18 protein-coding genes are annotated in these 20,969 nt (G+C 70.6%); 15 read left to right on the top strand and 3 right to left on the bottom strand.

The window, feature by feature from the left end:
• Positions 1–71: 71 nt before the first annotated feature.
• The 5 genes from A6048_RS17020 to A6048_RS17040 all read left to right on the top strand — a co-directional run bounded on the left by A6048_RS17020 (position 72) and on the right by A6048_RS17040 (position 3,626).
• Positions 72–1,547 carry a sodium/glutamate symporter gene (locus tag A6048_RS17020; protein WP_107747005.1) on the top strand — a complete coding sequence of 492 codons (1,476 nt, stop codon included), beginning with the start codon at positions 72–74 and terminating at the stop codon, positions 1,545–1,547.
• Positions 1,548–1,648: 101 nt separating this feature from the next.
• Complete coding sequence (locus tag A6048_RS17025; protein ID WP_107747006.1) at positions 1,649–2,155, top strand: DUF2243 domain-containing protein; 507 nt, start codon at positions 1,649–1,651, stop codon at positions 2,153–2,155.
• Between the two features lie 5 nt (positions 2,156–2,160).
• Positions 2,161–3,045, top strand: coding sequence for a cytochrome c oxidase assembly protein (locus A6048_RS17030; protein ID WP_244911027.1), 885 nt, complete (start codon positions 2,161–2,163; stop codon positions 3,043–3,045).
• A gap of 78 nt (positions 3,046–3,123) precedes the next feature.
• Complete coding sequence (locus A6048_RS17035; RefSeq protein ID WP_107747007.1) at positions 3,124–3,339, top strand: hypothetical protein; 216 nt, start codon at positions 3,124–3,126, stop codon at positions 3,337–3,339.
• The gene (locus A6048_RS17040; RefSeq protein ID WP_107747008.1) at positions 3,336–3,626 is read left to right on the top strand and encodes a hypothetical protein; all 291 of its coding nucleotides are present in this window, start codon (positions 3,336–3,338) and stop codon (positions 3,624–3,626) included. Before A6048_RS17035 ends, A6048_RS17040 begins: the two co-directional genes overlap by 4 nt.
• Here A6048_RS17040 and A6048_RS18345 read toward each other — a convergent pair.
• Together A6048_RS18345 and A6048_RS17050 are read right to left on the bottom strand one after the other, a co-directional pair.
• On the bottom strand, positions 3,573–3,818 hold the full coding sequence (locus A6048_RS18345) for a hypothetical protein (protein ID WP_146166346.1): 246 nt from the start codon (positions 3,816–3,818) through the stop codon (positions 3,573–3,575). The two genes, A6048_RS17040 and A6048_RS18345, sit on opposite strands and share 54 nt — an antisense overlap.
• 495 nt (positions 3,819–4,313) lie before the next feature.
• The gene (locus A6048_RS17050; RefSeq protein WP_159110277.1) at positions 4,314–6,806 is read right to left on the bottom strand and encodes a helix-turn-helix transcriptional regulator; all 2,493 of its coding nucleotides are present in this window, start codon (positions 6,804–6,806) and stop codon (positions 4,314–4,316) included.
• Between the two features lie 359 nt (positions 6,807–7,165).
• On the opposite strand from A6048_RS17050, the gene A6048_RS17055 reads away from it, so the two are divergent.
• A complete protein-coding gene (locus A6048_RS17055; RefSeq protein ID WP_107747011.1) occupies positions 7,166–9,409 on the top strand; it encodes a bifunctional lysylphosphatidylglycerol flippase/synthetase MprF in 2,244 nt (747 codons plus the stop codon).
• A gap of 40 nt (positions 9,410–9,449) precedes the next feature.
• Here A6048_RS17055 and A6048_RS17060 read toward each other — a convergent pair whose 3' ends face one another.
• On the bottom strand, positions 9,450–11,228 hold the full coding sequence (locus A6048_RS17060; RefSeq protein ID WP_107747012.1) for a phosphoenolpyruvate--protein phosphotransferase: 1,779 nt from the start codon (positions 11,226–11,228) through the stop codon (positions 9,450–9,452).
• Between the two features lie 142 nt (positions 11,229–11,370).
• Here A6048_RS17060 and A6048_RS17065 point away from each other — a divergent pair, with 142 nt between their 5' ends.
• The 9 genes from A6048_RS17065 (at position 11,371) to A6048_RS17105 (ending at position 20,959) form a co-directional block, all read left to right on the top strand.
• The gene (locus A6048_RS17065) at positions 11,371–12,150 is read left to right on the top strand and encodes a DeoR/GlpR family DNA-binding transcription regulator (protein ID WP_107747013.1); all 780 of its coding nucleotides are present in this window, start codon (positions 11,371–11,373) and stop codon (positions 12,148–12,150) included.
• Positions 12,147–13,106: a 1-phosphofructokinase family hexose kinase gene (locus tag A6048_RS17070; protein ID WP_107747014.1), complete on the top strand. Its 960-nt coding sequence runs from the start codon at positions 12,147–12,149 to the stop codon at positions 13,104–13,106. The genes A6048_RS17065 and A6048_RS17070 overlap by 4 nt, the downstream gene beginning before the upstream one ends.
• Before the next feature lie 116 nt (positions 13,107–13,222).
• A complete protein-coding gene (locus A6048_RS17075) occupies positions 13,223–15,361 on the top strand; it encodes a PTS fructose transporter subunit IIABC (RefSeq protein ID WP_107747015.1) in 2,139 nt (712 codons plus the stop codon).
• Positions 15,362–15,416: 55 nt separating this feature from the next.
• The gene (locus tag A6048_RS17080; protein ID WP_107747016.1) at positions 15,417–15,674 is read left to right on the top strand and encodes an HPr family phosphocarrier protein; all 258 of its coding nucleotides are present in this window, start codon (positions 15,417–15,419) and stop codon (positions 15,672–15,674) included.
• Positions 15,671–16,573, top strand: a complete 903-nt coding sequence (locus tag A6048_RS17085; RefSeq protein ID WP_107747017.1) for an NAD(P)H-binding protein — start codon at positions 15,671–15,673, stop codon at positions 16,571–16,573. The genes A6048_RS17080 and A6048_RS17085 overlap by 4 nt, the downstream gene beginning before the upstream one ends.
• Before the next feature lie 91 nt (positions 16,574–16,664).
• Positions 16,665–17,330, top strand: coding sequence for a TetR/AcrR family transcriptional regulator (locus tag A6048_RS17090; protein WP_235027652.1), 666 nt, complete (start codon positions 16,665–16,667; stop codon positions 17,328–17,330).
• Between the two features lie 161 nt (positions 17,331–17,491).
• Complete coding sequence (locus A6048_RS17095; RefSeq protein WP_107747019.1) at positions 17,492–18,526, top strand: AurF N-oxygenase family protein; 1,035 nt, start codon at positions 17,492–17,494, stop codon at positions 18,524–18,526.
• The gene (locus tag A6048_RS17100; RefSeq protein WP_107747020.1) at positions 18,526–20,043 is read left to right on the top strand and encodes an FAD-dependent oxidoreductase; all 1,518 of its coding nucleotides are present in this window, start codon (positions 18,526–18,528) and stop codon (positions 20,041–20,043) included. The genes A6048_RS17095 and A6048_RS17100 overlap by 1 nt, the downstream gene beginning before the upstream one ends.
• Positions 20,044–20,305: 262 nt before the next feature.
• Positions 20,306–20,959: a class I SAM-dependent methyltransferase gene (locus tag A6048_RS17105; RefSeq protein WP_107747021.1), complete on the top strand. Its 654-nt coding sequence runs from the start codon at positions 20,306–20,308 to the stop codon at positions 20,957–20,959.
• The last annotated feature ends 10 nt before the right edge of the window (positions 20,960–20,969 follow it).

Genomic DNA, 20,969 nt, shown 5'->3' on the forward strand with positions numbered 1-20,969 from the left:
TCGATCGGCAGGTGTAGAGAGACGAGCCGACGTCCACGCCATGCGACATCTACTGGAGCCGAGGTAGCGCCATGTCAGCTAATACGGTGGGGTTCGCGCTACTCATACTGGGACTGGCGCTGCTGATCGGAAAGATCATCCGCGTCAGGGTGGGCATCGTCCAGTCGCTGTTCCTCCCCAGCTCGATAGTCGCGGGGGCACTACTGCTGCTGCTGGGCCCCGAGGTACTGGGCAGGATCGCGGGCCCCTGGGGCGAGAACGGCGTGTTCACCGAACCGATCGTGGAGGTGTGGTCCACCCTCCCCGGGCTCCTCATCAGCGTCATCTTCGCCACGATGTTCCTCGGGCAGGAACTACCCACCCCCAAGCGGGCCATCAAGCTCGTCGGACCGCAACTGTCGCTCGGTGTGTCACTCGCCTCGGGCCAGTACGTGGTGGGCCTGCTTCTCGCCGCGCTGATCCTCGTCCCGATACTCGCCGCGTCCCCGATGACAGGCGCCCTGATCGAGATCGGCTTCGAGGGTGGCCACGGCACCGCGGCGGGCATGCGACCGGTCTTCGAGGAACTCGGGTTCACCGAGGGTGCCGACCTCGCGGTCGGGCTGGCGACGGTGGGCATCGTGGGCGGGGTGATCATCGGTATCGCGCTGATCAACTGGGCGGTCCGTACCGGGAAGACGGAGATCGTCACCGGGAGCGCCAAGATGTCGATCGAGGAGCAGAAGGGCCTGTTCCGCGAGGACGAGTACTACTCGGCTGGGAAGATGACCTCCCGTCCGGCATCCGTGGAGCCGCTATCCCTGCACGTCGCGCTGGTGGCGGTGGCGATCCTCATCGGACTGGGGATCCTCGAGGGCCTGCGCTGGATCGAGCAGGCCACCTACGCGTCGGTCATGCTCGACGAGAAAACGCCGCTGGAGATCTTCGCCTTTGTCCCCCTCTTCCCCCTCGCCCTGCTGGGCGGTGTGATCCTGCAGGTGATAGCGACCAAGGCCGGGGTGGCCCACGTGATCGATCCCCAGATCATGCTGCGGATCCAGGGGTGGGCGCTCGACTTCCTCATCGTCGCCGCGATCGGGACCCTGTCGCTCCAGGCGATCGGGGAGAACATCGGAGCCTTCGCGATCCTCGCGGTCGCCGGCATCGTGTTCAACGTCGGCTTGTTCCTCTTCCTGGCTCCCAGGATCATCGGGCGCTACTGGTTCGAGCGCGGGATCGGCGACTTCGGGCAGTCCATGGGCGTCACCGCCACGGGCCTCATCCTCATGCGAGTGGTCGACCCGGAGGCGAAGAGCCCGGCGTTCGAGGCCTTCGGATACAAGCAACTCGTGTTTGAGCCGTTCTTCGGCGGCGGGCTCATCACTGCCATGGCGGTGCCCATCATCTTCCTCACCGGTGTGTGGCCCCTGTTCTTCGTGATGCTCGCGGTCTTCCTCGTGGCCGTCCTCTCCGGGTTGTTCTACTTCCGTCCCAGGGAGATGCGGGACCGGGCCGAGTGGGAGAAAGAGAAAGGGAAGTCCGGCGCGGGCCAACCCGCGCGTGAGTGAGCCCTCCCGGCCGCCCAGCCACCTGTTTCGAGCGGTGGTCGGTGCTCGCCGGTGGCCCTAGGCTCGACTGCACCCCGACCCCCTCACCAGGAGAGTTCACGGTGCCACCACCCACCTCCGAGGCCCACGCCGCCGATCCCACCGTGAATCGGCGCCTGGTCCTGTCGGGGTTCCTCTTCGGCTGCGGCATAGCCGGATCCGTGATCGATCTCTTCGTCTTCCACCTGCTCCTGCAGTGGCACCACTTCTACGACCTGTCCACCACCAACATCGCTCTCCTGACGGACGGGCTGTTCCACGGCGCGACCTGGCTCATCACGGTGTGGGGACTGTTCATGCTGGGGGATGTGCGGCACCGGGTGGTCGTTCCGTGGTGGCGGTGGTCCGGCGCGGTGCTCGCCGGCGTCGGGTTCTTCCAACTGTTCGACGGCCTCGTGTTCCACAAGCTCCTCCGGATCCACCAGATCCGATACGGCGTCGACCTGGTCGTCTACGACCTGGCATGGCTCGGCTCGGCTGCTCTCCTGCTGCTGGTGGGTGCGCTGATCCTGTGGCGAACCTCGGGCGTCCACTTGCGGGCCCCCGCATCCGGGCAGCCCCGGGACTGAGTCTGGTGCCTCACGATCATGCGCAATCCGGGCCCCATGACTGGTCGGTACCCGAAGCGCTCGGAGTGCTACTGCTCGCAGTGGCGCTCACCGCCTACCTGGTCGGCGTCCGACGACATAGCACCAGGGGCTCGTGGCCCCGGTACCGCACCACGCTGTGGATCGCGGGACTGATCTGCCTCGGCGCGGCGTGGATCGGCCCCCTGGCCTCGGCGGCCCACTCGGGATTCACCGCCCACATGGGCGTCCACCTGCTCCTGGGGATGCTCGGCCCGCTGCTCCTGGTACTCGCGGCCCCCGTGACCCTCGCACTTCGGACGCTCCCTCCACGCAACGCGCGGGCCGTTTCGCGCGTTCTCCGGTCCCCTCCGGTGCGGGTGCTCACCCATCCCGTCGTCGCCGCCGTGCTCAACGCCGGGGGCCTGTGGGTGCTCTACACCACCGATCTCTTCGCGCTCATGCACGCGGCACCGACCGTCCACGTCCTCGTCCACGCGCACGTGTTCCTCGCCGGCCTGGTGTTCACCGCCGCGATGATCGGGCCGGACCCCAATCCCCACCGTGCGAGCTTCCGGACCCGCGCGGTGGTGCTCGTGCTGTTCATCGCCGCCCACTCGATCCTCGGTAGGTGGCTGTACGGCCATCCCCCGATCGGCGTCGATCCAGAGGATGCGAGGGCCGGGGCCCAGCTGATGTTCTACGGCGGCGAGGTGATCGACCTCGCCCTCCTGGTGCTGCTCTTCACGGGGTGGTACCCCGGATCACGAGCGCGAAGCCGATTCCTCCCCCGCAATCCCTCCCGCCCCTCCCGCAATCCCTCCCGCCCCTCCCGCGACACCCTCGCTGACCGGGCCAGCGATCCCCGGGGCCGCGAACTGTCGCCCCCGTGAGCACAACCAGGGCAACCCCTCCTCAGGCGGTACTAGAATTAAGGAAACTACATATCCGGATCGATCTCAGGAGGACTCATGAAGAAGAAGTCGTGGAACGAACTGACCGACACCCAGAAGACCGTGCTCCTGACCCTGATGTCCGTGCAGGTGTCGCTCGCGGTCTCGGCGTGGACCGATCTGGCATTCCGGCCCGCCGAGCAGGTGCGCGGCACCAAGGGCCGGTGGGCCGCCATCATCGCGGTCAACTTCATCGGGCCCGCCCTGTACTTCTGGCGGGGACGGCAGAAATGAGCTCCCGGGGACGGGCCGGGGTCGTCGCCGGTGTCCTCCTCGTCGTCGTCTTGACCCTCGGCGCGTGCGCCGCGGGCCCCAATGTCGACGTCTCCCCGGAGGGCCTCGGCTTCTGGTGGGGATTGTGGCACGGGCTCATCCTCCCCGTGACCTTCATCATCTCCCTGTTCACCGACACCGTGACCATCTACGAGGTGGGCAACAACGGCAACTGGTACAACTTCGGCTTCGTTCTAGGAATCGCGTTGTTCTCCGGCCCCGTGATGGCCGGATCCCGCCGTCGTTGACGCCCCACCGCCTCGGGCGGACCGGGCCGGATGCACCACGTCCTCCGACCCGGCATCTATGCCCGTGCCGCGGTCGCGGTGGGTGTCGTCGCCGGGCGACGAGTCGTCCTCGCGGTCGCGCATGATCCTGGCCAGTCGCTCCTCGTCCAGACCCGACCATTCGACGTAGTCCGCCCACGCGCTCTCGTTCACGACGCCGAGAGTCCGAACAACAGGACGGACGACCTGCCGATCGGATCCACCACGACGGAGCCCGTGGCGCCCTTCTCGTCGACGTTGACGTTCGGCGGAATGCTTGAACACTGTCTCTCCCACAATTTCCTGTCATACACGGGGCCCCGGGTCCACTTCCCGGTCGGCGGCGAGTACGTCGTCGCCTCGCCTCCGGGTGGTCCGGCCGGTGGTCACGACTGCGACCACGATTGGCGTGAACACTAATTCACATTTGGCGAGTCATCGCCGTCGCAGCGGGCTTTTCACCCGGGTGAAAAAGGGGGTGAAACCGCAGCTGAGAGCGTCCGATCGGGAGCTCTTCCGCCCGGATCCTTCGCGGAGTCAAATCTGAACTAGCAACCTGGACACTCCGCAGTTCGGCACCCGACCGGGGGACAATGCGGTGGAGGTGACCCCGCTCGCCGGTTCCGGCGGCCACGGTTCGACTGGAACAGCGCCCGACGGCGGGCGTACTCAGAGCAGGCCGAGCCTCCGTGCCTCATCGACCGCGGTGCTCCGGGACCGGACACCCAGCTTGCGGTACACCGCCCGCAGTTGTGTCTTGACCGTGTTCACGCTGACGAAGTGCCGGTCGGCGATGGCGGTGACGGACTCCCCTGTCTCGAGGCTCCGGAGTATGGCGTGCTCGCGTCCTGTGAGCGCGGTAGCCGCGTGTGGCGAGGAGGGTGCACCGGTGCCGGTTTCGCGGGCGCTCACCGGGAGCTCCGGGCCAAGGTTCGCCAATCTGGCCATGGTCCCGCGCGGAAGCGTGGTGAAGGGACGGACCAATCCGGTGAGCGCGGACTTGGTGACCGCGCGCTCCAGATGCTGCACGGCCTCCTCCCGCGCGGAGATTCCCATGGATGCGGCGGCGCCGACCAGGGACAACTCCACGGAGTCCCGCTGAGTGCATCGCAGATCCCCGTAATAGTGCCGGACGATATCCAGCGCCCCCTCGTGATCGCCCTCGTACAACCTGGTGCGGGCCCGAACCGTCGCGGTGAGTGGATGGGAGGAGTTTCCGACCAGCTCGGCGGACTCGTCCGACCGGCCCAGCGCGAGGTGGAGGTCGGCGCGTACCGCGTCGAGCAGTGGCCCCACCACCGCACCGTGGTCACACATCCCCGGATATCTCCTCATATGGTGTTCGACGTATCGGAGCCCGTCCGCGGCGGTGCCGGTGGACAGGGCGATCTGGCCGTACACATAGAGAGCGAAGCCCCATAGCTCTTCCCGATCCGCCGGGGCTCCCAGGTCGGTGATCAGGCCGATCGCCGAATCGATGTCCAGACGGTCGAGTCGGGCCAGGGCGGCCCCGATCATCCCGGCAGGCCGGACCACGAGCTCCGAGTCGGGCGGCAACTGCGGGTGCCGCCGTTCCTCATCCCACCAGGAGTCGGCGTCGGCCGGGTACCCCAGGAGCGCGTTCGCCAAGGTCAGCTTGCCGGCCGCATCCCGCTCGACAAAGCTGCCGGCCCCGAGCCGATGGGCTCGACGGAGCATCTGGGTGGCGTCGTCGATTCGACCGACCAGAATCAGGCTCAGGCCCAGGTGGAGGAACACGAACGCGGGGCCATCCCGTTCGGCCTGGGTCGACGATTCGAGGTCCGGGACCCGGAGCCGGCTCAGCGGGCCGCACTCCGCTGCGGCAGCCTCGAATTGGCCGTCCATGCGTAGTGAGAGCATCCGCATCAGCCGTTCGGCGTCATCCGGTTCGTCGGACGACGCCGCGATCGCCGGCGCCGGCGCCGGGCTGTCCTTCGGAGCGGAGAACTGGCTGTGCATCCTGCGCAGCGTGTCGAACAGTGGCTCGCTCTCGAGGACGTCGGCGGGTATGCGCCGGAGGTCTCCGTCCATCTGCAGGAAGTTGGTCGTGTAGAGGGTCCTCCAGTGGTCCCGCAGTATCTCGAGAACCCGGCCCCAGTGCTCGGCGTCGATCGCGTGGACGAACGCGGTGTGGGGCCGCCCGCACTGGAGCCAGTGGTTCGACAGCGCGAGCCGGGCGTCGCGCAGAACGTCCGGACTCTCGGTCGCCGCCATGCGGAGGATCGACCCCCTGACCGGGTCCGGATAAGTCCAGGTGGGCTCGGGTGCCTCGGGAATCCGGACTGTGAGACCGTGCCGTTCGAACGCAGCGAGACGGTCGACGACAGTGGGCTCTCCCTCGACTCCCCCGTCGATCACGACCGCGGCTGCCGAGGAGGTCAGTGGTGTAGCCGCCGCGGTCCGGAAGATGTCCCCGCGGTAGCTGACCAGCTCCGGATCACCGGCCAGAACCCCCACGATGACGCGGTCTATCTCGTTGCGGATCCGGTGGGTCGGGTCCCCGCGCGCCGACGAGGGTGCAGCGAGGGCGGCCACGCCGACACCCACGAGACCGGCGACCCGGCCGGTCTCGGCGGCGATCACACTCAGAGGGGCCCGATTCAGCGCGTTGACGCCCGCGAACTCAGCCACGGCGGCAAGTTCGGGATCCGTGAGGAGGAGGTCCACCGGGGTCACGATCACGCTGTCCGCGGGCACTGCGGCAGAACCGCGCCACTGCATCGCGGTGCGAGTGGTGACGAGAACACGGATCCCGGCGGGGGGCGCCTGCCGGAGCAGATCGCGGACAAAGGTCTCCGGGTCCCCCGCGAGGTGGAGGTCGTCGAGAACCAGGGTGAGGGGACCGGTCCACGCTCGGACCAGGCGCCTCACCTCGCGGTACGTTTCACCGGGCGGGTCGGCGGGCTCGCGCGGCGACTCGACCTCCGGGGCCGTGCGGTCACCGGGGCCCTGCGTCGATCGCAGCGTGCTCACGACCGACTGCCAGTAGCGGTCGCCGGTGAGGTCGGGGGCGGGGTCGATGATTCCGACCGCGGATCCGCCGGGCGGGGAGTTGGCGGAGAGCCACTGCTCCAGCAGTGTGGTCTTGCCGGAGAACCGGGGACCACGGACCACCACAACGCGTTCGGGCCCCGAGAGCATGTCCACCAGTCGTGCACGCGGGGGAACCCCCGGGGCCGGGTGCCCCTGGGGAGGCCCGGCAGGACCGGGGCCGGGGCCACGAACGGCCATAGTCGGAACGGCCTCCTCACTTTCGTTCTCGCAACCGTCAGCACACGCCGATTGCTCAAACCCTTTCCTGTGCCGCGGGGTTCGTCAAGACATTCGGGAGGCTCCGAGGGCACACACCACCTGCAGGTGGTCGGCGTGGGGGCTCCGGCTGGGAACCTGAGAATTTCCTTCCTGTCCGGCTGAACCGAGCGCATACTTGACCCGTTCGCCACCGGCGTCGCCTCTCCGGCTCCGGCGGTTCCATCACGCGCGCCGCCCACGGGAGCACCATGAGCACCGATCAGATCGCCGAGACGACCGACGACCCCGGGGAGCCGTCCCCCCTCGCCACCGCCGCCGGTGCGGTCGCGCGCGCCGCGCGCCGCCTCCCGGTCACCGCCATCGTGCTGACCACACTGCTCGTGACCGGGGTGGTGTTCGAGACCCTGTGGCGAGCCGCGCACTCGGCCCCGTGGTTCGAGGGAGTGGCCTACGGCGTCCCCGCGCTCGAGGGAGGCCGTTGGTGGACCGTGTTCGCAGGTCCGTGGTTCGGGATGACCCCTCTCCAACACGTGTCACTCCTCGTGCTGGTCGCAGCCGGGATCGGGGTGGGTGAGTGGCGTCTGGGCTCCGCACGAACCGCCCTGGTCGCGATCGGTGGCCAACTCATCGGCGTGCTCGGGGCGTTCGGCGTACTCGTCCCCGGCGACGCGGTCGGCTGGGAGTGGGCCACCGAACTGTCGGTGGTGCTCGACGTGGGGTGCTCGACCGCGGTGATCGCCGTCCTCGCCGCCACCACCGCCACGCTGGTGTCGCCGTGGCGGCTGCGCGCCCGGGCCGCCCTCTACGGCTACGTGATCGTCTCGTTCCTGTTCCTCGGGCGCCTGGCCGACCTCACGCACCTCATCGCCTTCGCGGTGTTCCTGGCCGTCGGCGAGAGGTTCTTCTCCCTCACCGAACGGGGGCTGCGACCCCGCACGCGGCGCGAGACCAGGCTGGTCGTCTCGGCCGGGATGTGGTTCCTCGCCGCCGTGCACATCGTGGTCTACTTCGTCCCCGCGGAAGGCCCCCTCGGCCCGACCGAGGCCGACGACGTGAGTCTGGCCGGCATGCTCCTGTCCGTCCTCATCGCCGCGGTGACCGCCGAACTGCTCCGTCGCGGCTACCGGGCGGCGTGGCTCGTCGCCCTCGTGTACGCACTCCTCACCGCGGTGGTCACCCTCGTCGTCACGGTGCTGGTCGTCACCGCGGATTTCGAGAGCCTCGGCGCCGTCACCGCGGGCACCGGCCTGTTGTGGATGGGTGAGGCCGTCCTGCTGGTGGCCGGTCGAAACGCGTTCGGGGTCCGGATCCGGCGGCGTGTCACCGGATCCCCGGTCCACTCCGACGACGTGGTCGACCGCGTGCGCGCACTGATCCGCCGCCACGGTGGCAGCACCATGTCGTGGATGATCACGTGGCAACCGATGAACTACTTCTTCGGGCCCGGCGGGAAGCCCGGCGGCGACGCCGGTGGAGAGACCAGCGGCGACGCCAGTGGAGAGCTCGGCGAGGACGCAGGCGACGCCGGCGCGGATGGTTCGGCCGACGGCGTGGTGGGCTACCGCCTGCACTTCGGGACCGTCATCGCATTGGCAGACCCGGTGGCCGCGCCCGCCGATCGCAGCCGGCTGCTGACCGAGTTCGTGGAGTTCGCCGAGTCACAGGCCGCCGTACCGTGCCTGTTCTCGGTGTCGGCCGAGACCGCCGAGACGATGAGGTCGCACGGCTGGCGGACGCTCCAGATCGCCGAGGACACGATCATGGACCTGCCCGACCTGGCCTTCGCCGGCAAAAAGTGGCAGAAGATCCGCAGCGCGATGAACAAGGCCGAGAAGAGCGGCACCAGCTTCGTCTCGGGACTGCTGCGCGAGCAACCGGCCGGGATGCTGGGGCAGGTGCGCCAGATCTCCGAGCAGTGGGTCGGGGACAGGGAGCTTCCCGAGATGGGCTTCACCCTGGGCACGGTCGAGGAGGCGCTCGACGACGACGTGCGCATCGCCCTGGCCGTCGACTCCGAGGGGGTCGTCCAGGCCGCGCTCTCCTGGCTGCCCGTCTACCGTGGCGGGCCCACCGGCGGTGTGCGCGGTTGGACCCTGGACGTGATGCGTAAGCGCAACGGGCCCGGTGCCAACAACATGGTCGAGTTCCTCATCGCCCGCTCCGCGCTCGAGTTCAAGGACGAGGGCGCCGACTTCGTCTCGTTGTCCGGGGCCCCGTTGGCGAGGAGTGGCGACGACGACGAGGTGGCCGTCCTCGACCGCGGTCTGGATCTGCTCGGTCAGGCACTCGAGCCCTACTACGGGTTCCGGTCGCTCCACCACTTCAAGAGCAAGTTCAACCCGCGGATCGAGCCCGTGTACCTGTGCTTCCGCGACGAGGCCGACCTGCCGCGGATCGGGGTGGCGATCGGCCGGGCGTACCTGCCGGGTGCGACGACCCGCCAGCTGGCGGCGCTGGCCAGGTCGGGCACGTCGGAGACCGTCGACGCGTAGAGCCCGCGCATCAGCCGCCGTGGCTGCTCGGTCAGGCGGCTCAGGCGCTGCCGGCCATGACGGCGGCGCGGGCCTCGCGCGCGGTGTCGCAGTCCAGTGCCAGCGCCGCCAGCTGGCGGCACCGCTCGAGAGTCACCTCACCCAGGGCCGCGCCGACGAACGGCAGCGCCGCGGTGGCCACCGAGAGCGAGCTGACGCCCAGCCCCAGCAGGACGCAGGCCAGATGCGGGTCGGCGGCGGCCTCACCGCACACACCGACCGGTACCGTCCGCCCGCCGGGTGCCCGGCCCGCGGCCTCGGCCACGGACCGGATCAGCCGGAGCACCGCGGGCTGCCACGGATCGGTGAGCGCGGCCAGATCGGAGGACATCCGGTCTGCGGCCATCACGTACTGGGTGAGGTCGTTGGTGCCGATCGACAGGAAGTCCACGTGGGGCAGGAAGCGGTCCACCGCCACGGCCACCGAGGGCACCTCCACCATGATGCCGGGGGTCAGGCCGCGCTCCCGGCACCGGCCGCCGAAGTCGCGCGCCTCGTCGACGGTGGAGATCATGGGTGCCATCACCCACGGTGAGGAGTGCGCACCGCCCACCCGGCGGCCGGCCTCGGCCAGGGCGTCGAGCTGCCGGTCGAGCAGCCCGCGGTCGATCAGGTCCACCCTGATGCCGCGCACGCCGAGCGCGGGGTTGTCCTCCTCCGCCATCCCGGCGAAGGCCAGCGGCTTGTCCGAACCGGCGTCCAGGGTCCGGGTGACAACCTTGGCGTCCGGGAACGAGGCGAGCACCCGCGCGTAGAGCTCCGCCTGCTCGTCGACGGACGGCTCGGTGGGGCGGTCGAGGAACGCCAGCTCGGTGCGGAACAACCCGATCCCACCGGCCGGCCCGGTCGCTGCGACCTCGGCACCCGCGGCGTCCTGCACGTTGGCCAACAGGCTCACCGCGTGGCCGTCGGCCAGCACGGCGGGACCGGTCCACCCGGCGGCCAGGTCGCGCAACCGTCGGTCCGCGGCAGCGGCCTCGAGCGCGGACTCCTCGTCGGGATCGACGGTGACCGTCCCCGCACCGGCGTCGACGAGCACCCGCGCCCCGTCGGCGACCGAGGTGAGACCCGCCGCCGCCACGACGCAGGGGATCCCCAACTGTCGGGCGATGATCGCGGTGTGGGAGGTGGGGCCTCCGCGCTCGATCACGATCCCCAGCACCATGGCCGGGTCGAGGCCGGCAGTGTCGGCGGGAGCGAGGTCGTCGGCCAACAGCACGCCCGGCTCGTCGAACTCGGGGATCCCGGGCTCGGGCAGCCCACGAAGCTCGGCCACCACGCGGGCGCAGATGTCGCGGAGGTCGGTGATGCGCTCGGCCTGTCGGCCGCCGACCCTGGTGAACATCACCACGAACGTCTCTGTTGCCGCGATCGTGGCCGCCTCGACGCCCAGGCCCTTCTTGAGCTCCTTGACCACGGCCTTGGCCCAGCCGCGGTCACGCGCGAGCACCGCGTTGGCGGCCAACACCTCGGCGCTCACCCCGGTGGCCAACGACGCCCGCTGGTCGAGCCGCCCCGCCACGGTCGTGGCGGCGGCGACGAAGCGCTCCCGGTCCCGCTCGAGCTGCTCCTCGTCCGGCGGCGTGCCCTCCGGAGCCCCGTCGGTCGTGCCCCCTGTCGAGAGTTCAGCCGAGGCCTCGGCGTCCGGGACGCCGGTGGGGTCGACCCCACCGGCGACGGCCTGCTCGGCTCGCCCCACCCACCGCGCGACCCCGTAGGCGAGACCGGCCACCACGCCGGTTCCTCGGATGGTCGGCCCGGTCTGCGATTCCTGCGACATGGGAGCTCCTTAGCGGAATCGGGCTCGTCGGCCCGGTAGTGCAGTGTGAATTGTGACGAGAATAACTAATTTCGCTTGACTTTCCAACCGTATCGGGCAGAATCCAACATATTCGGTCATTCGGAGAAAGGTCAGGCCCCCGATGTACGGCAGCGAACGGCGACGACACATCACGGAGGTTCTGGCCGCGACCGGCCGCGTCACCGTGGCCGATCTCGCCTCCGGTCTGGACGTCAGCGCCGAGACCATCCGCCGCGACCTGTCCCTGCTCGAGACCGAGGGGGTCCTCGAGCGCACGCACGGCGGGGCCGTCCCCGCCGTCCCGGGTGGACGCGTCGAACGGACGCTGGCCTCCCGCCGCGCCGAGAACGTGACCGCCAAGTCCGCGATCGCCCGGGCCGCGCTCTGCCTGCTCCCGGCGCCGGGCGGCAGCGTGCTGCTGGACGCGGGATCCACGACCGCCTGCCTGGCCGAAGCGCTGGTGGAACCACTCGCCGAGGGGCACGGGCTGTCCCTGATCACCAACTCGGTCCCCGTCGCGGACGCCCTCCACCGCTCCGGCGCCACCCGGCTCCACCTCCTCGGCGGCGCCGTCCGGGGACTCACCGGCGCCTGCGTCGGCGCACCGGTACTACGTGCACTGGACACGATCCGGGTGGACGTCGCCTTCCTCGGCACCAACGGACTGAACGTCGAGCGTGGTCTGACCACCCAGGACCCCGACGAGGCCGCCGTCAAGAGCGCCATGTGCCGCGCGGCCCGCCGGGTGGCCGTGCTGGCCGACTCCAGCAAGTTCGGCCACGAGTTCCTGGTCTCCTTCGCGGGACTGGACCGGGTCGACGTCCTGGTCACCGACTCCCCACCCACCGGCGCACTCGCCGCCGCCCTCCGAGACAGGGGAATCGAGGTCGTCCTGCCATGATCGTCACTCTCACCATGAACCCGTCCGTGGACCGGTCGGCGGTGCTGACCGCGCCGCTGGCGCTCGGCGGGGTCAACCGCATCGCCGAGTCCCACGACTCCCCCGGCGGCAAGGGCGTCAACGTGGCCCGGGTCCTGGCCGCGGGCGGGATCGAGGCGAGGGCGGTGTTCCCGTCCCCGCGCCACGATCCGTTCGTCACCATGTGCGCCGAATCGGGCGTGCCCGCCACCGTGGTCCCCGCCGACGGCCCGGTCCGGGTGAACCTCACCCTGGCCGACCCCGACGGCACCACCACCAAGATCAACGCCCCGGGTCCCGTCGCCACCGCCGAGATGCTCGACCGGGTCCGCGCGGACGTGGCCGGACTCGCGGGGGAGGCCACCTGGGTGGTGCTGAGCGGCTCGCTGCCGCGGGGCGTGCCCGTCGACTTCTACGCGGACCTGGTCGCCGAACTGCGCGCGACGGGGGCCCGCCTCGCCGTGGACACCTCCGACGCACCGCTGGCCGCACTCGCCGCCCGGTTCCCCTCCGCCGCGCCGGACCTGGTCAAACCCAACGGCGAGGAGCTCGGCCAGCTCGCCGGGGTCGACGGCGTGGAGTTGGAACGCCGCGCCGCGGACGGGGACCTGGCGCCCGTGGTGGAGACCGCCCGCACGTTGCGCGCCACGGGCGTGGGGACGGTGCTGGTCACCCTGGGCGGCGCCGGAGCCGTCCTGGTCGACGACGACGAGGCGTGGTTCGCAGCCACCCCACCCGTCCGCGTGCGATCCACCGTCGGGGCCGGCGACTCCGCACTCGCCGGATACCTGCTGGCCGACGCCCGGGGAGCCCCGCCCGCGGAGCGACTCGCGTGGGCCGTCTCCCACGGCAGCGTGGCCGCCTCTCTCGCCGGCACCGGACTCCCGCTCGGACTCGATCCGGACACGTTCCGGGCCACCGTCCGCCGACTCGACTGATCCCGACCACCGCATTCCGAACCACTAAACCCGAACCACTGATCCCGAACCACCTGGCACGACCCGCTAGTTCAGACCCTTGAGTTCAGACCCTTGAGAAAACACGGAGGAAGGCCATGAGCCAACCGATCATCGAGACCGCCACGGTGCGGCTCGACGCCGATCTCGGCAGCACCAAGGACGAGGTGATCCGGTCCCTGGCCGGGGCGCTCGTCGATGCGGGCCGCGCCGACGACCTCGACGCGCTGGTGACCGACCTGATGGCCCGCGAGGGCAAGGCGGCCACCGGTATGAAGGGCGGGATCGCCATCCCGCACTGCAAGTCCGAGGCAATCTCCGAGCCCAGCCTCGGGTTCGCCCGGCTCGACCCGCCGGTGGACTTCGGCGCCAAGGACGGTCCCGCGGACCTGGTGCTGATGATCGGGGCCCCGGCCGGCGGTGGCAAGGAGCACCTGAAGATCCTGGCCACCCTCGCCCGCAACCTGGTGCGCTCGGAGTTCGTGGACGCGCTCCGTGCGGCCGCGACCCCCGAGGACGCCGTCGCGGTGATCCAGGGAGTACTCACCCCGGCGGCGGACGCCTCGTCGTCGTCGTCGACCCCGAGCTCCGCGTCCGCCGCGTCCACCGGCACCACCGCCACCGCCACGTCCGCCCGCGCCACCACCACGGCGAGCGGCTCCGACACGGGCGGCGGACAGCCCCTCCGCCTGGTCGCGGTGACCGCGTGCCCGACCGGCATCGCCCACACCTACATGGCCGCCGACTCCCTGGACCAGGAGGCCGCCAGGCGGGGAGTGGAACTGCAGGTCGAGACGCAGGGCTCGGCCGGGGCCACCCCGCTGGACCCCGCCGTGATCGCGGCCGCCGACGCGGTCATCTTCGCCACCGACGTCGGCGTGCGCGACCGCGGCCGGTTCGCGGGCAAGCCCGTCGTGGAGTACGGCGTCAAGAAGGCCATCGACTCCCCCGCGCGGGTGCTCGACGAGGCGCTGGCCGCTGCCGGCGACCCGGACGCCAAGCGCGTCTCCGCGGCGTCCGGCTCGGGCGGCGACTCCTCCACCGGTGGATCCGGCTCGGACGAGCACTGGGCCCGCGGGCTGCAGCGCGCGGTGATGACCGGCGTGTCGTACATGATCCCGTTCGTCGCCGCCGGCGGCCTGCTGCTGGCGCTGGGATTCCTGTTCGCCGGATACGACGTGGCGTTCGTCTGGGAGGAGGTGGCCACCGGGTTCACGTTGACCGATCTGCCCGGTCAGGTCTGGTACCTCGACGGCGAGATCGTGTCCGCCGGGACCGCCGGAGCCGAGATGCTCACCCACGCCGGCCTGCGGTTGTACATCGGCGCCGTGCTGTTCGCGATCGGCCAGGCCGCGATGGGATTCATGATCGCGGTCCTGTCCGGCTACATCGCCTACGGACTTGCCGACCGCCCGGGCATCGCGCCGGGTTTCGTGGGCGGCGCCCTCTCCGCCACCCTCGGCGCCGGCTTCATCGGTGCGCTCGTCACCGGCATCCTCGCCGGCTACCTGGTGCGGTGGATGACCACCTGGAAGACCCCGCGCTGGCTGTCCGGCCTCATGCCGGTGGTGCTGATCCCGCTGCTCGGATCGCTCGCGATCGGCCTGCTCATGTTCCTGCTGCTCGGTCGCCCGCTGGCCTCGCTGACCTCCGCCATGGAGTCGTGGCTGGGCGGGATGAGCGGCTCCTCGGTGATCCTGCTGGGCATCATCCTGGGCCTGATGATGTGCTTCGACCTCGGCGGACCGGTCAACAAGGCCGCGTACACCTTCGCGACCGCCGGACTGGTCGCCGACAACCCGGCCTCGCTCCGCATCATGGCGGCCGTGATGGCCGCCGGCATGGTGCCGCCGCTGGCCATGGGCCTGGCGACGGTCGTCCGCAAGCGGCTGTTCAGTGAGGTCGAGCAGGAGAACGGCCGGGCCGCGTTCCTGCTGGGCGCCAGCTTCATCACCGAGGGCGCGATCCCGTTCGCCGCCGCCGACCCCGTCCGCGTGATCCCGTCCATGATGGCCGGTGGCGCGGTCACCGGAGCGCTCATCATGGCATTCTCGGTGGAGTCGTACGCGCCGCACGGCGGCCTGTTCGTGGTGTTCGCCATCAACCCGGTGTGGGGCTACCTCGTAGCCATCCTCGCGGGGATGCTGGTCTCGACCACCGCGGTGATCCTGGCCAAGAGCGCCCGCCGCGACCCCGCTCCCGTCACGGCACCGGCGCCCGCCGCCGTCGCCGCCTGACCCCCGCACACCGCCCAACCCCCACACACCGCACCGACACCGCCCAGGAGACACCATGCCCAACACGACAGTCATCGTCGGATCCGCCGAGGGTCTGCACGCACGCCCGGCGGGGATCATCGCCGAGGCCGCCGAGAAGTACGACACGGACATCGAGATCGCGTTCGACGGCGAGGAGGCCGACGCCGCGTCGGCCATGCTCATCATGGCGCTCGGCGCCGAGAAGGGGGCCGAGGTCACGGTGAGCGGGGACGACGCCGCCGCGGTGGCCGAGATCGCCGCCCTCATCGAACAGGACCTCGACGCGGGATGACCGTCCTCGTCGTGGGATCGGGTGGGTATCTGGGATCGCGTCTCGTACCCGCGCTGCTGGCCCGGGGGCACCGCGTCCGGGCCGGCGTCACCGATCCCCGGCGAGCGCGGGCGCACGGGTGGGGCGACCGCGTGGAGACGGTCCGCTGCGACGTCCTCGACCCCGGATGTCTGCCGGACGCACTGACCGGGGTGGACTCGGTCGTCTACCTGGTCCACCGGATGGGGTCCGGGCCCGGCTTCCGGGCCGAGGACGCGGCGGGCGCGGCCGCGATGCGCAAGGCCATGTCCACGGCCGGTGTCCGTCGGTGCGTGTACGTCTCCGGGCTCGCCCCTTCCGGAGGCCCCCGCCACCCGCTCTCCCGCCACATGACCTCCCGGCTCGAGGTCGAGCAGCTGCTCTCGGACGGGCCCACGCCGGTGTTCACCCTGCGGGCCGGCATCGTCCTCGGCTCCGGTTCGGTGGGCTTCGAGATGATGCGCACCCTGTGTGAACGGTTGCCGGTCCAACCGGTCCCCCGATGGATGCGCAGGAGCCGCGTCGAGCCGGTCGCCGAACGTGACGTCCTCGAGGCCCTGTGTCACGCCCTCGAGGTGGCTCCCTGCACCGGGCACGGCGACCTCGGGTGCGGGGAGGCCCTCACCTACCCCGCGCTGCTCCGCCGGTTCTCCCGGGTCGCCGGACTCCCGACACTCCGCGTCCCGGTGTTCGGCGTGCCATGTGATCTGGTCGCGGCGGGACTGTCTCCCCTCATGGACGTGGACGCCGGCACCGTCGCCGGGCTGATCGAGAGTCTCCGCCACGACATGGTGACCGCCGGCCCGGCGCCGGACCTGCTGCCCCCGGGGTGGGAGATGACCGGGATCGACGACGCGATCCGCCGCGCGCTCGGCGACTGACGGCATGATCCGGGCCCGACGTCGCGGGTCATGCCACACCGGGTCATTCCACACCGCGGCGCGAGCGCGCCCGGTGGGGGACAATCGACCGATGCCCCCGAATCTCCCGTTCACCGCCGCGACCTTCATCCGCGCCGCCCTGGACCGCCACGGGCCGAGCGGCACCACGGACGATATCGGCGAGAAGCTCCTCGACGCGGCCCTGCGGCAGTTCGAGCTCTTCGGCGTGACCCGGTCGACGATGGGGGACATCACGCAACGTTCGGGCCTGTCCCGGATGACCCTCTACCGCCGGTTCGCCAACAAACAGGAGCTCATCAACGCCGTCCTGCTCCGCGAGTCCGGTCGCATCCTGGCCGGGCTGAAGCAGGAGATCGACCGGTACGACGACGTGGAATCCAAGCTGACCGAGGGTTTCCTCTACACGGTCGAGACCCTGCGCGCGCACGGCCTGCTCAACCGGCTCCTGGAGAGCGAACCCGAGGTCGCCGTCCCGTATCTCACCGTCCAGGCCGAACCCCTGGTCAGCAGCAGTGCCGAGTTCCTCGCCTCGGAGATGGCCACGAGTCTCGACGACTCCCGGTCGCACGAGGAACTCCTGGTGGCCGCCGAGGTGGCCGTCCGTCTGGTGATCTCGTTCGTCCTCACCCCCTCGACGACCATCGACCTGGACGACCCCGACGTGGCCCGCGAATTCGCCCGGAGACACCTCGGCCCACAGCTCCGCGGTGGGCGGGGACATTCCGAGGGGGCCTAGGACCCGACGGGGCTCGGGCTCCGACAGGCAGGAGCGGTTGACGCCCGGGCGTTGACACGGGGGGCCGCGCTGCCTAGCCTCAGTTACAAAGAGACCTCAAATGTCACTCTGTACTCCGAGGCTCTCTCCGACCCACCTCGTCGGAAACGAAAGGGATCGCCATGACCGCACCCACGCCCACCACCGCCCCCTCACCCTCGGCCCCGACTGCGGCCCCAACCCCGAGCAGCTCCCGCGCGGAGTACGACGCCGCCCTGCTCCGCCTGTCCGAGGCGTCGGTCAGGCGCCACTTCGACGCGTTCGTCGACGTCCCCTGGGACCACCCCGACTTCCGCGTGGACCGCAGCGACGAGCGCTGGGTCCTGCCCGCGGACGTCGACCCGCTGGGCGCCCACCCCTGGTACCAGGCATTGCCCGTCGAGACACAGATCGAGATCGGGCTGTGGCGCCAGGCCAACATCATGAAGGTCGGCCTGCAGTTCGAGAACATCCTGATCCGCGGGATCATGCAGTACATCGCGAACCTGGACAACGGGTCGGCCGAGTTCCGGTACCTCACCCACGAGGCGACCGAGGAGTGCCACCACACCCAGATGTTCCAGCAGGGCGTCAACATCATCGGTGCCGACGTACCCGGTCTGCCGCGCTGGATGCGCCGGGTCTCGCCGATCATCCCGTGGTTCGCATCCCTCACCCCGGTGGGCTTCTTCATCGGCGTTCTCGCGGGCGAGGAGCCGATCGACCACACCCAGAAGCAGATCCTGCGCGGCGCGGACGAACTGCCGCCCGTATTGAGCCGCATCATGGAGATCCACGTGGCGGAAGAGGCGCGGCACATCTCCTTCGCGCACACCTACGTCGCCCGCCACGCGCCCCGGATGAGCCGCGGTCAGATCTTCGCGGTCTCCCTGGCGTTCCCCGTGATCATGCGGGTGCTGTGCGATGCCATCCTCAAGCCGACCAAGGAGTTCCGCGAGGAGTTCGACGTTCCCCGCGAGGTCATCGACGAGCTGTACTGGGACAGCCCGCGGTCCCGCGAGTTCCTGTCCGACCTCTTCTCCGACGTGCGCATGCTCGCCGAGCAGTCCGGCCTGATGAACCCGCTGGCACGGCGGGTCTGGCGGGCGTTGAAGATCGACGGTCGGGCATCCCGCTACCGCAGCGAGCCGCCCGTCACGTACGCCACCGCCGTCTGATGCCCCACGTCGTCACCCAGGCGTGCTGCGCCGACGCCTCGTGCGTTCACGCGTGCCCCGTCAACTGCATCCACCCGACCCCGGACGAGCCAGACTTCGCCACCGCCGAGATGCTGTACATCGACCCGGACGTCTGCGTGGACTGCGGAGCGTGCGTGGGCGCCTGCCCGGTCGGGGCGATCGTCCCGGATGACCGCCTCGCCCCGGGCGAGCAGGTCTTCCTGGACCTCAATGCCGTGTTGAGCACGCCGTCACGCCCGTACCCGCCCCAGGCGCCGGTCCCCCCGATCCGCCGTCTGGAGCGGGGCCGCGGCCCCGCCGGGGCACCACTGCGGGTGGCGATCGTCGGAGCCGGACCCGCCGCTCTGTACACCGCGGACGAGCTGCTCAGGCAACCGGGCGTCGAGGTGACCGTCTTCGATCGCCTGCCCGTCCCCCACGGTCTCGCCCGGCACGGTGTGGCCCCCGATCACCCGCGGACCCGGTCGGTCACCGACCTGTTCGCGCTCATCGAGGCCCAGGCCGGGTTCACCTACCGGCTGGGGGTGGAGATCGGCCGGGATGTCACCGTGGACGAGCTCTCCGCTCACCACGACGCCGTGGTCTACGCGACCGGAGCCAGTACCGATCGTCCCCTCGAGATCCCGGGCACCGGGCTCGCCGGGAGCATGTCCGCGACGGAGGTGGTGTCCTGGTACAACGGCCACCCCGACCATGTCGACGCCCGGGTACCGCTGGACCACGAGCGGGCCGTCATCGTGGGCAACGGCAACGTGGCACTGGATGTCGCCAGGATCCTCGCCACCCCTGCGGAGTCCCTCGCCGGGACCGACATCTCCCCCGTCGCCCTCGAGGCCCTGCGGGACAGTCGCGTCCGCGAGATCGTCGTGCTGGGCCGACGGGGGTCCGCGCAGGCCGCGTTCACCCTGCCCGAACTGGTCGGGCTGGCCTCGCGTGACGACATCGACCTGCGCGTCGACGCCCCGGACGGGATCGATCCGGCGGCGGAGGCCGATCCCCAGAGATCCCTCATGCTCGACTGCCTCGCGGAGGTGGCCGCCCGCGCGCCACGGACGGGAAGGCCGCGGATCATCCTGCGTTTCCAGACCGCACCCGTGGAGGTCGTCGGTTCCGAGCGCGTCGAGGGACTGCGGATCGCGGGTACGGAGTTGACGAGCCTGGACGGCGACGTGCGGGCGGTTCCCCGCCCGGGGACCGAGGAAGTTCTGCCGGCAGGACTGGTCCTGCGTTCGGTCGGCTACCGCGGAGTGCCCGTACCGGGCGTGCCGTTCGACCCCGTCACCGGGACGATCCCCCACCGCGACAGCCGAGTCCTCGACCGCCCCGGCGGGTCCGAGGTCCCCGGCGCCTACGTGGTCGGGTGGATCAAGCGCGGACCGCGGGGGTTCATCGGTTCCAACAAGACCTGCGCCCGCGAGACGGTCGACGCGCTGCTCGCCGACGCCAACGCCGCACGCCTGCCCTCACCCCGTTCAGCGAGGGTGCTCGCGACATAGTCGAGGCACCGGCGTGCCGGTGGCGACACCCTGGGGAGGGCGGGTCCCCTCGGCCAGGAACAGCGGAGCGAGCCGGCCCCGAGCAGAGAGCCCGTGGCTCCCGGCCGGAGCGCGCGGAGGCCGAGGTCGTCGTCGTCCACGGTGTCGTCGGCGCTCCCCGGTCCCCATGGAGCACCACCGCTGGGCCACCGCTGCACCACCGGAGCGCCACCGCTGAACCACCTCCGCGGGTTAGCGTCGCATCGCGACGACAGGAGGGCCCATGCCCACAGGATCCGCCGACCACCGGGACCGGGGCGCCAGCATTGGCATCTACAACCGGGGCACGCTGCGCGTCTACGACGTCGGTGTGCTCGGGGTGACCAACACCCTGATCTGGCGCTGCCCGACGCGGACGTTGGTGGACCACTATCGGAGTCACGCCGGACCGGCCCATCTCGACATCGGGCCGGGTACGGGCTACTTCCTCGAACGCATCGACTCCCCGTGGATCACCATGGTGGATCTCAACCACGCCTCGCTCGCCGCCGCCGAGGCCCGCATCGGGTCCGGGAAGCAGGTGGAGCGGATCCAGCAGTCGTTCTTCGCGCCACTCGGGGACGAGCGGCAGTTCGACTCGATCGGGCTCAACTTCCTGCTGCACTGCATCCCGGGGCACGCCAAGTGGGATCGCCTTGCCGAGCTGCGCCGGCACCTGCGCCCCGGGGGCACGGTGTTCGGCTCCACCGTCCTACCCAGTCCTGCCACCGCGAATCCCGCCGCGCGGCTGCTCAACCGCACGTACAACCGCGTGGGTGTCTTCGGCAACGCCGAGGACACCATGGCGGATCTGGACGCCGCCCTCGCCGGCATGGCCGGCGTGCGAACCCGTCAGGTCGGCCAGGTCGCGCTGTTCTCGGCACGGCGACCCGAGTAGCCCCCTCCGG

It is taken from the genome of Dietzia psychralcaliphila, assembly GCF_003096095.1.
GTDB classification, from domain to species: domain Bacteria; phylum Actinomycetota; class Actinomycetes; order Mycobacteriales; family Mycobacteriaceae; genus Dietzia; species Dietzia psychralcaliphila.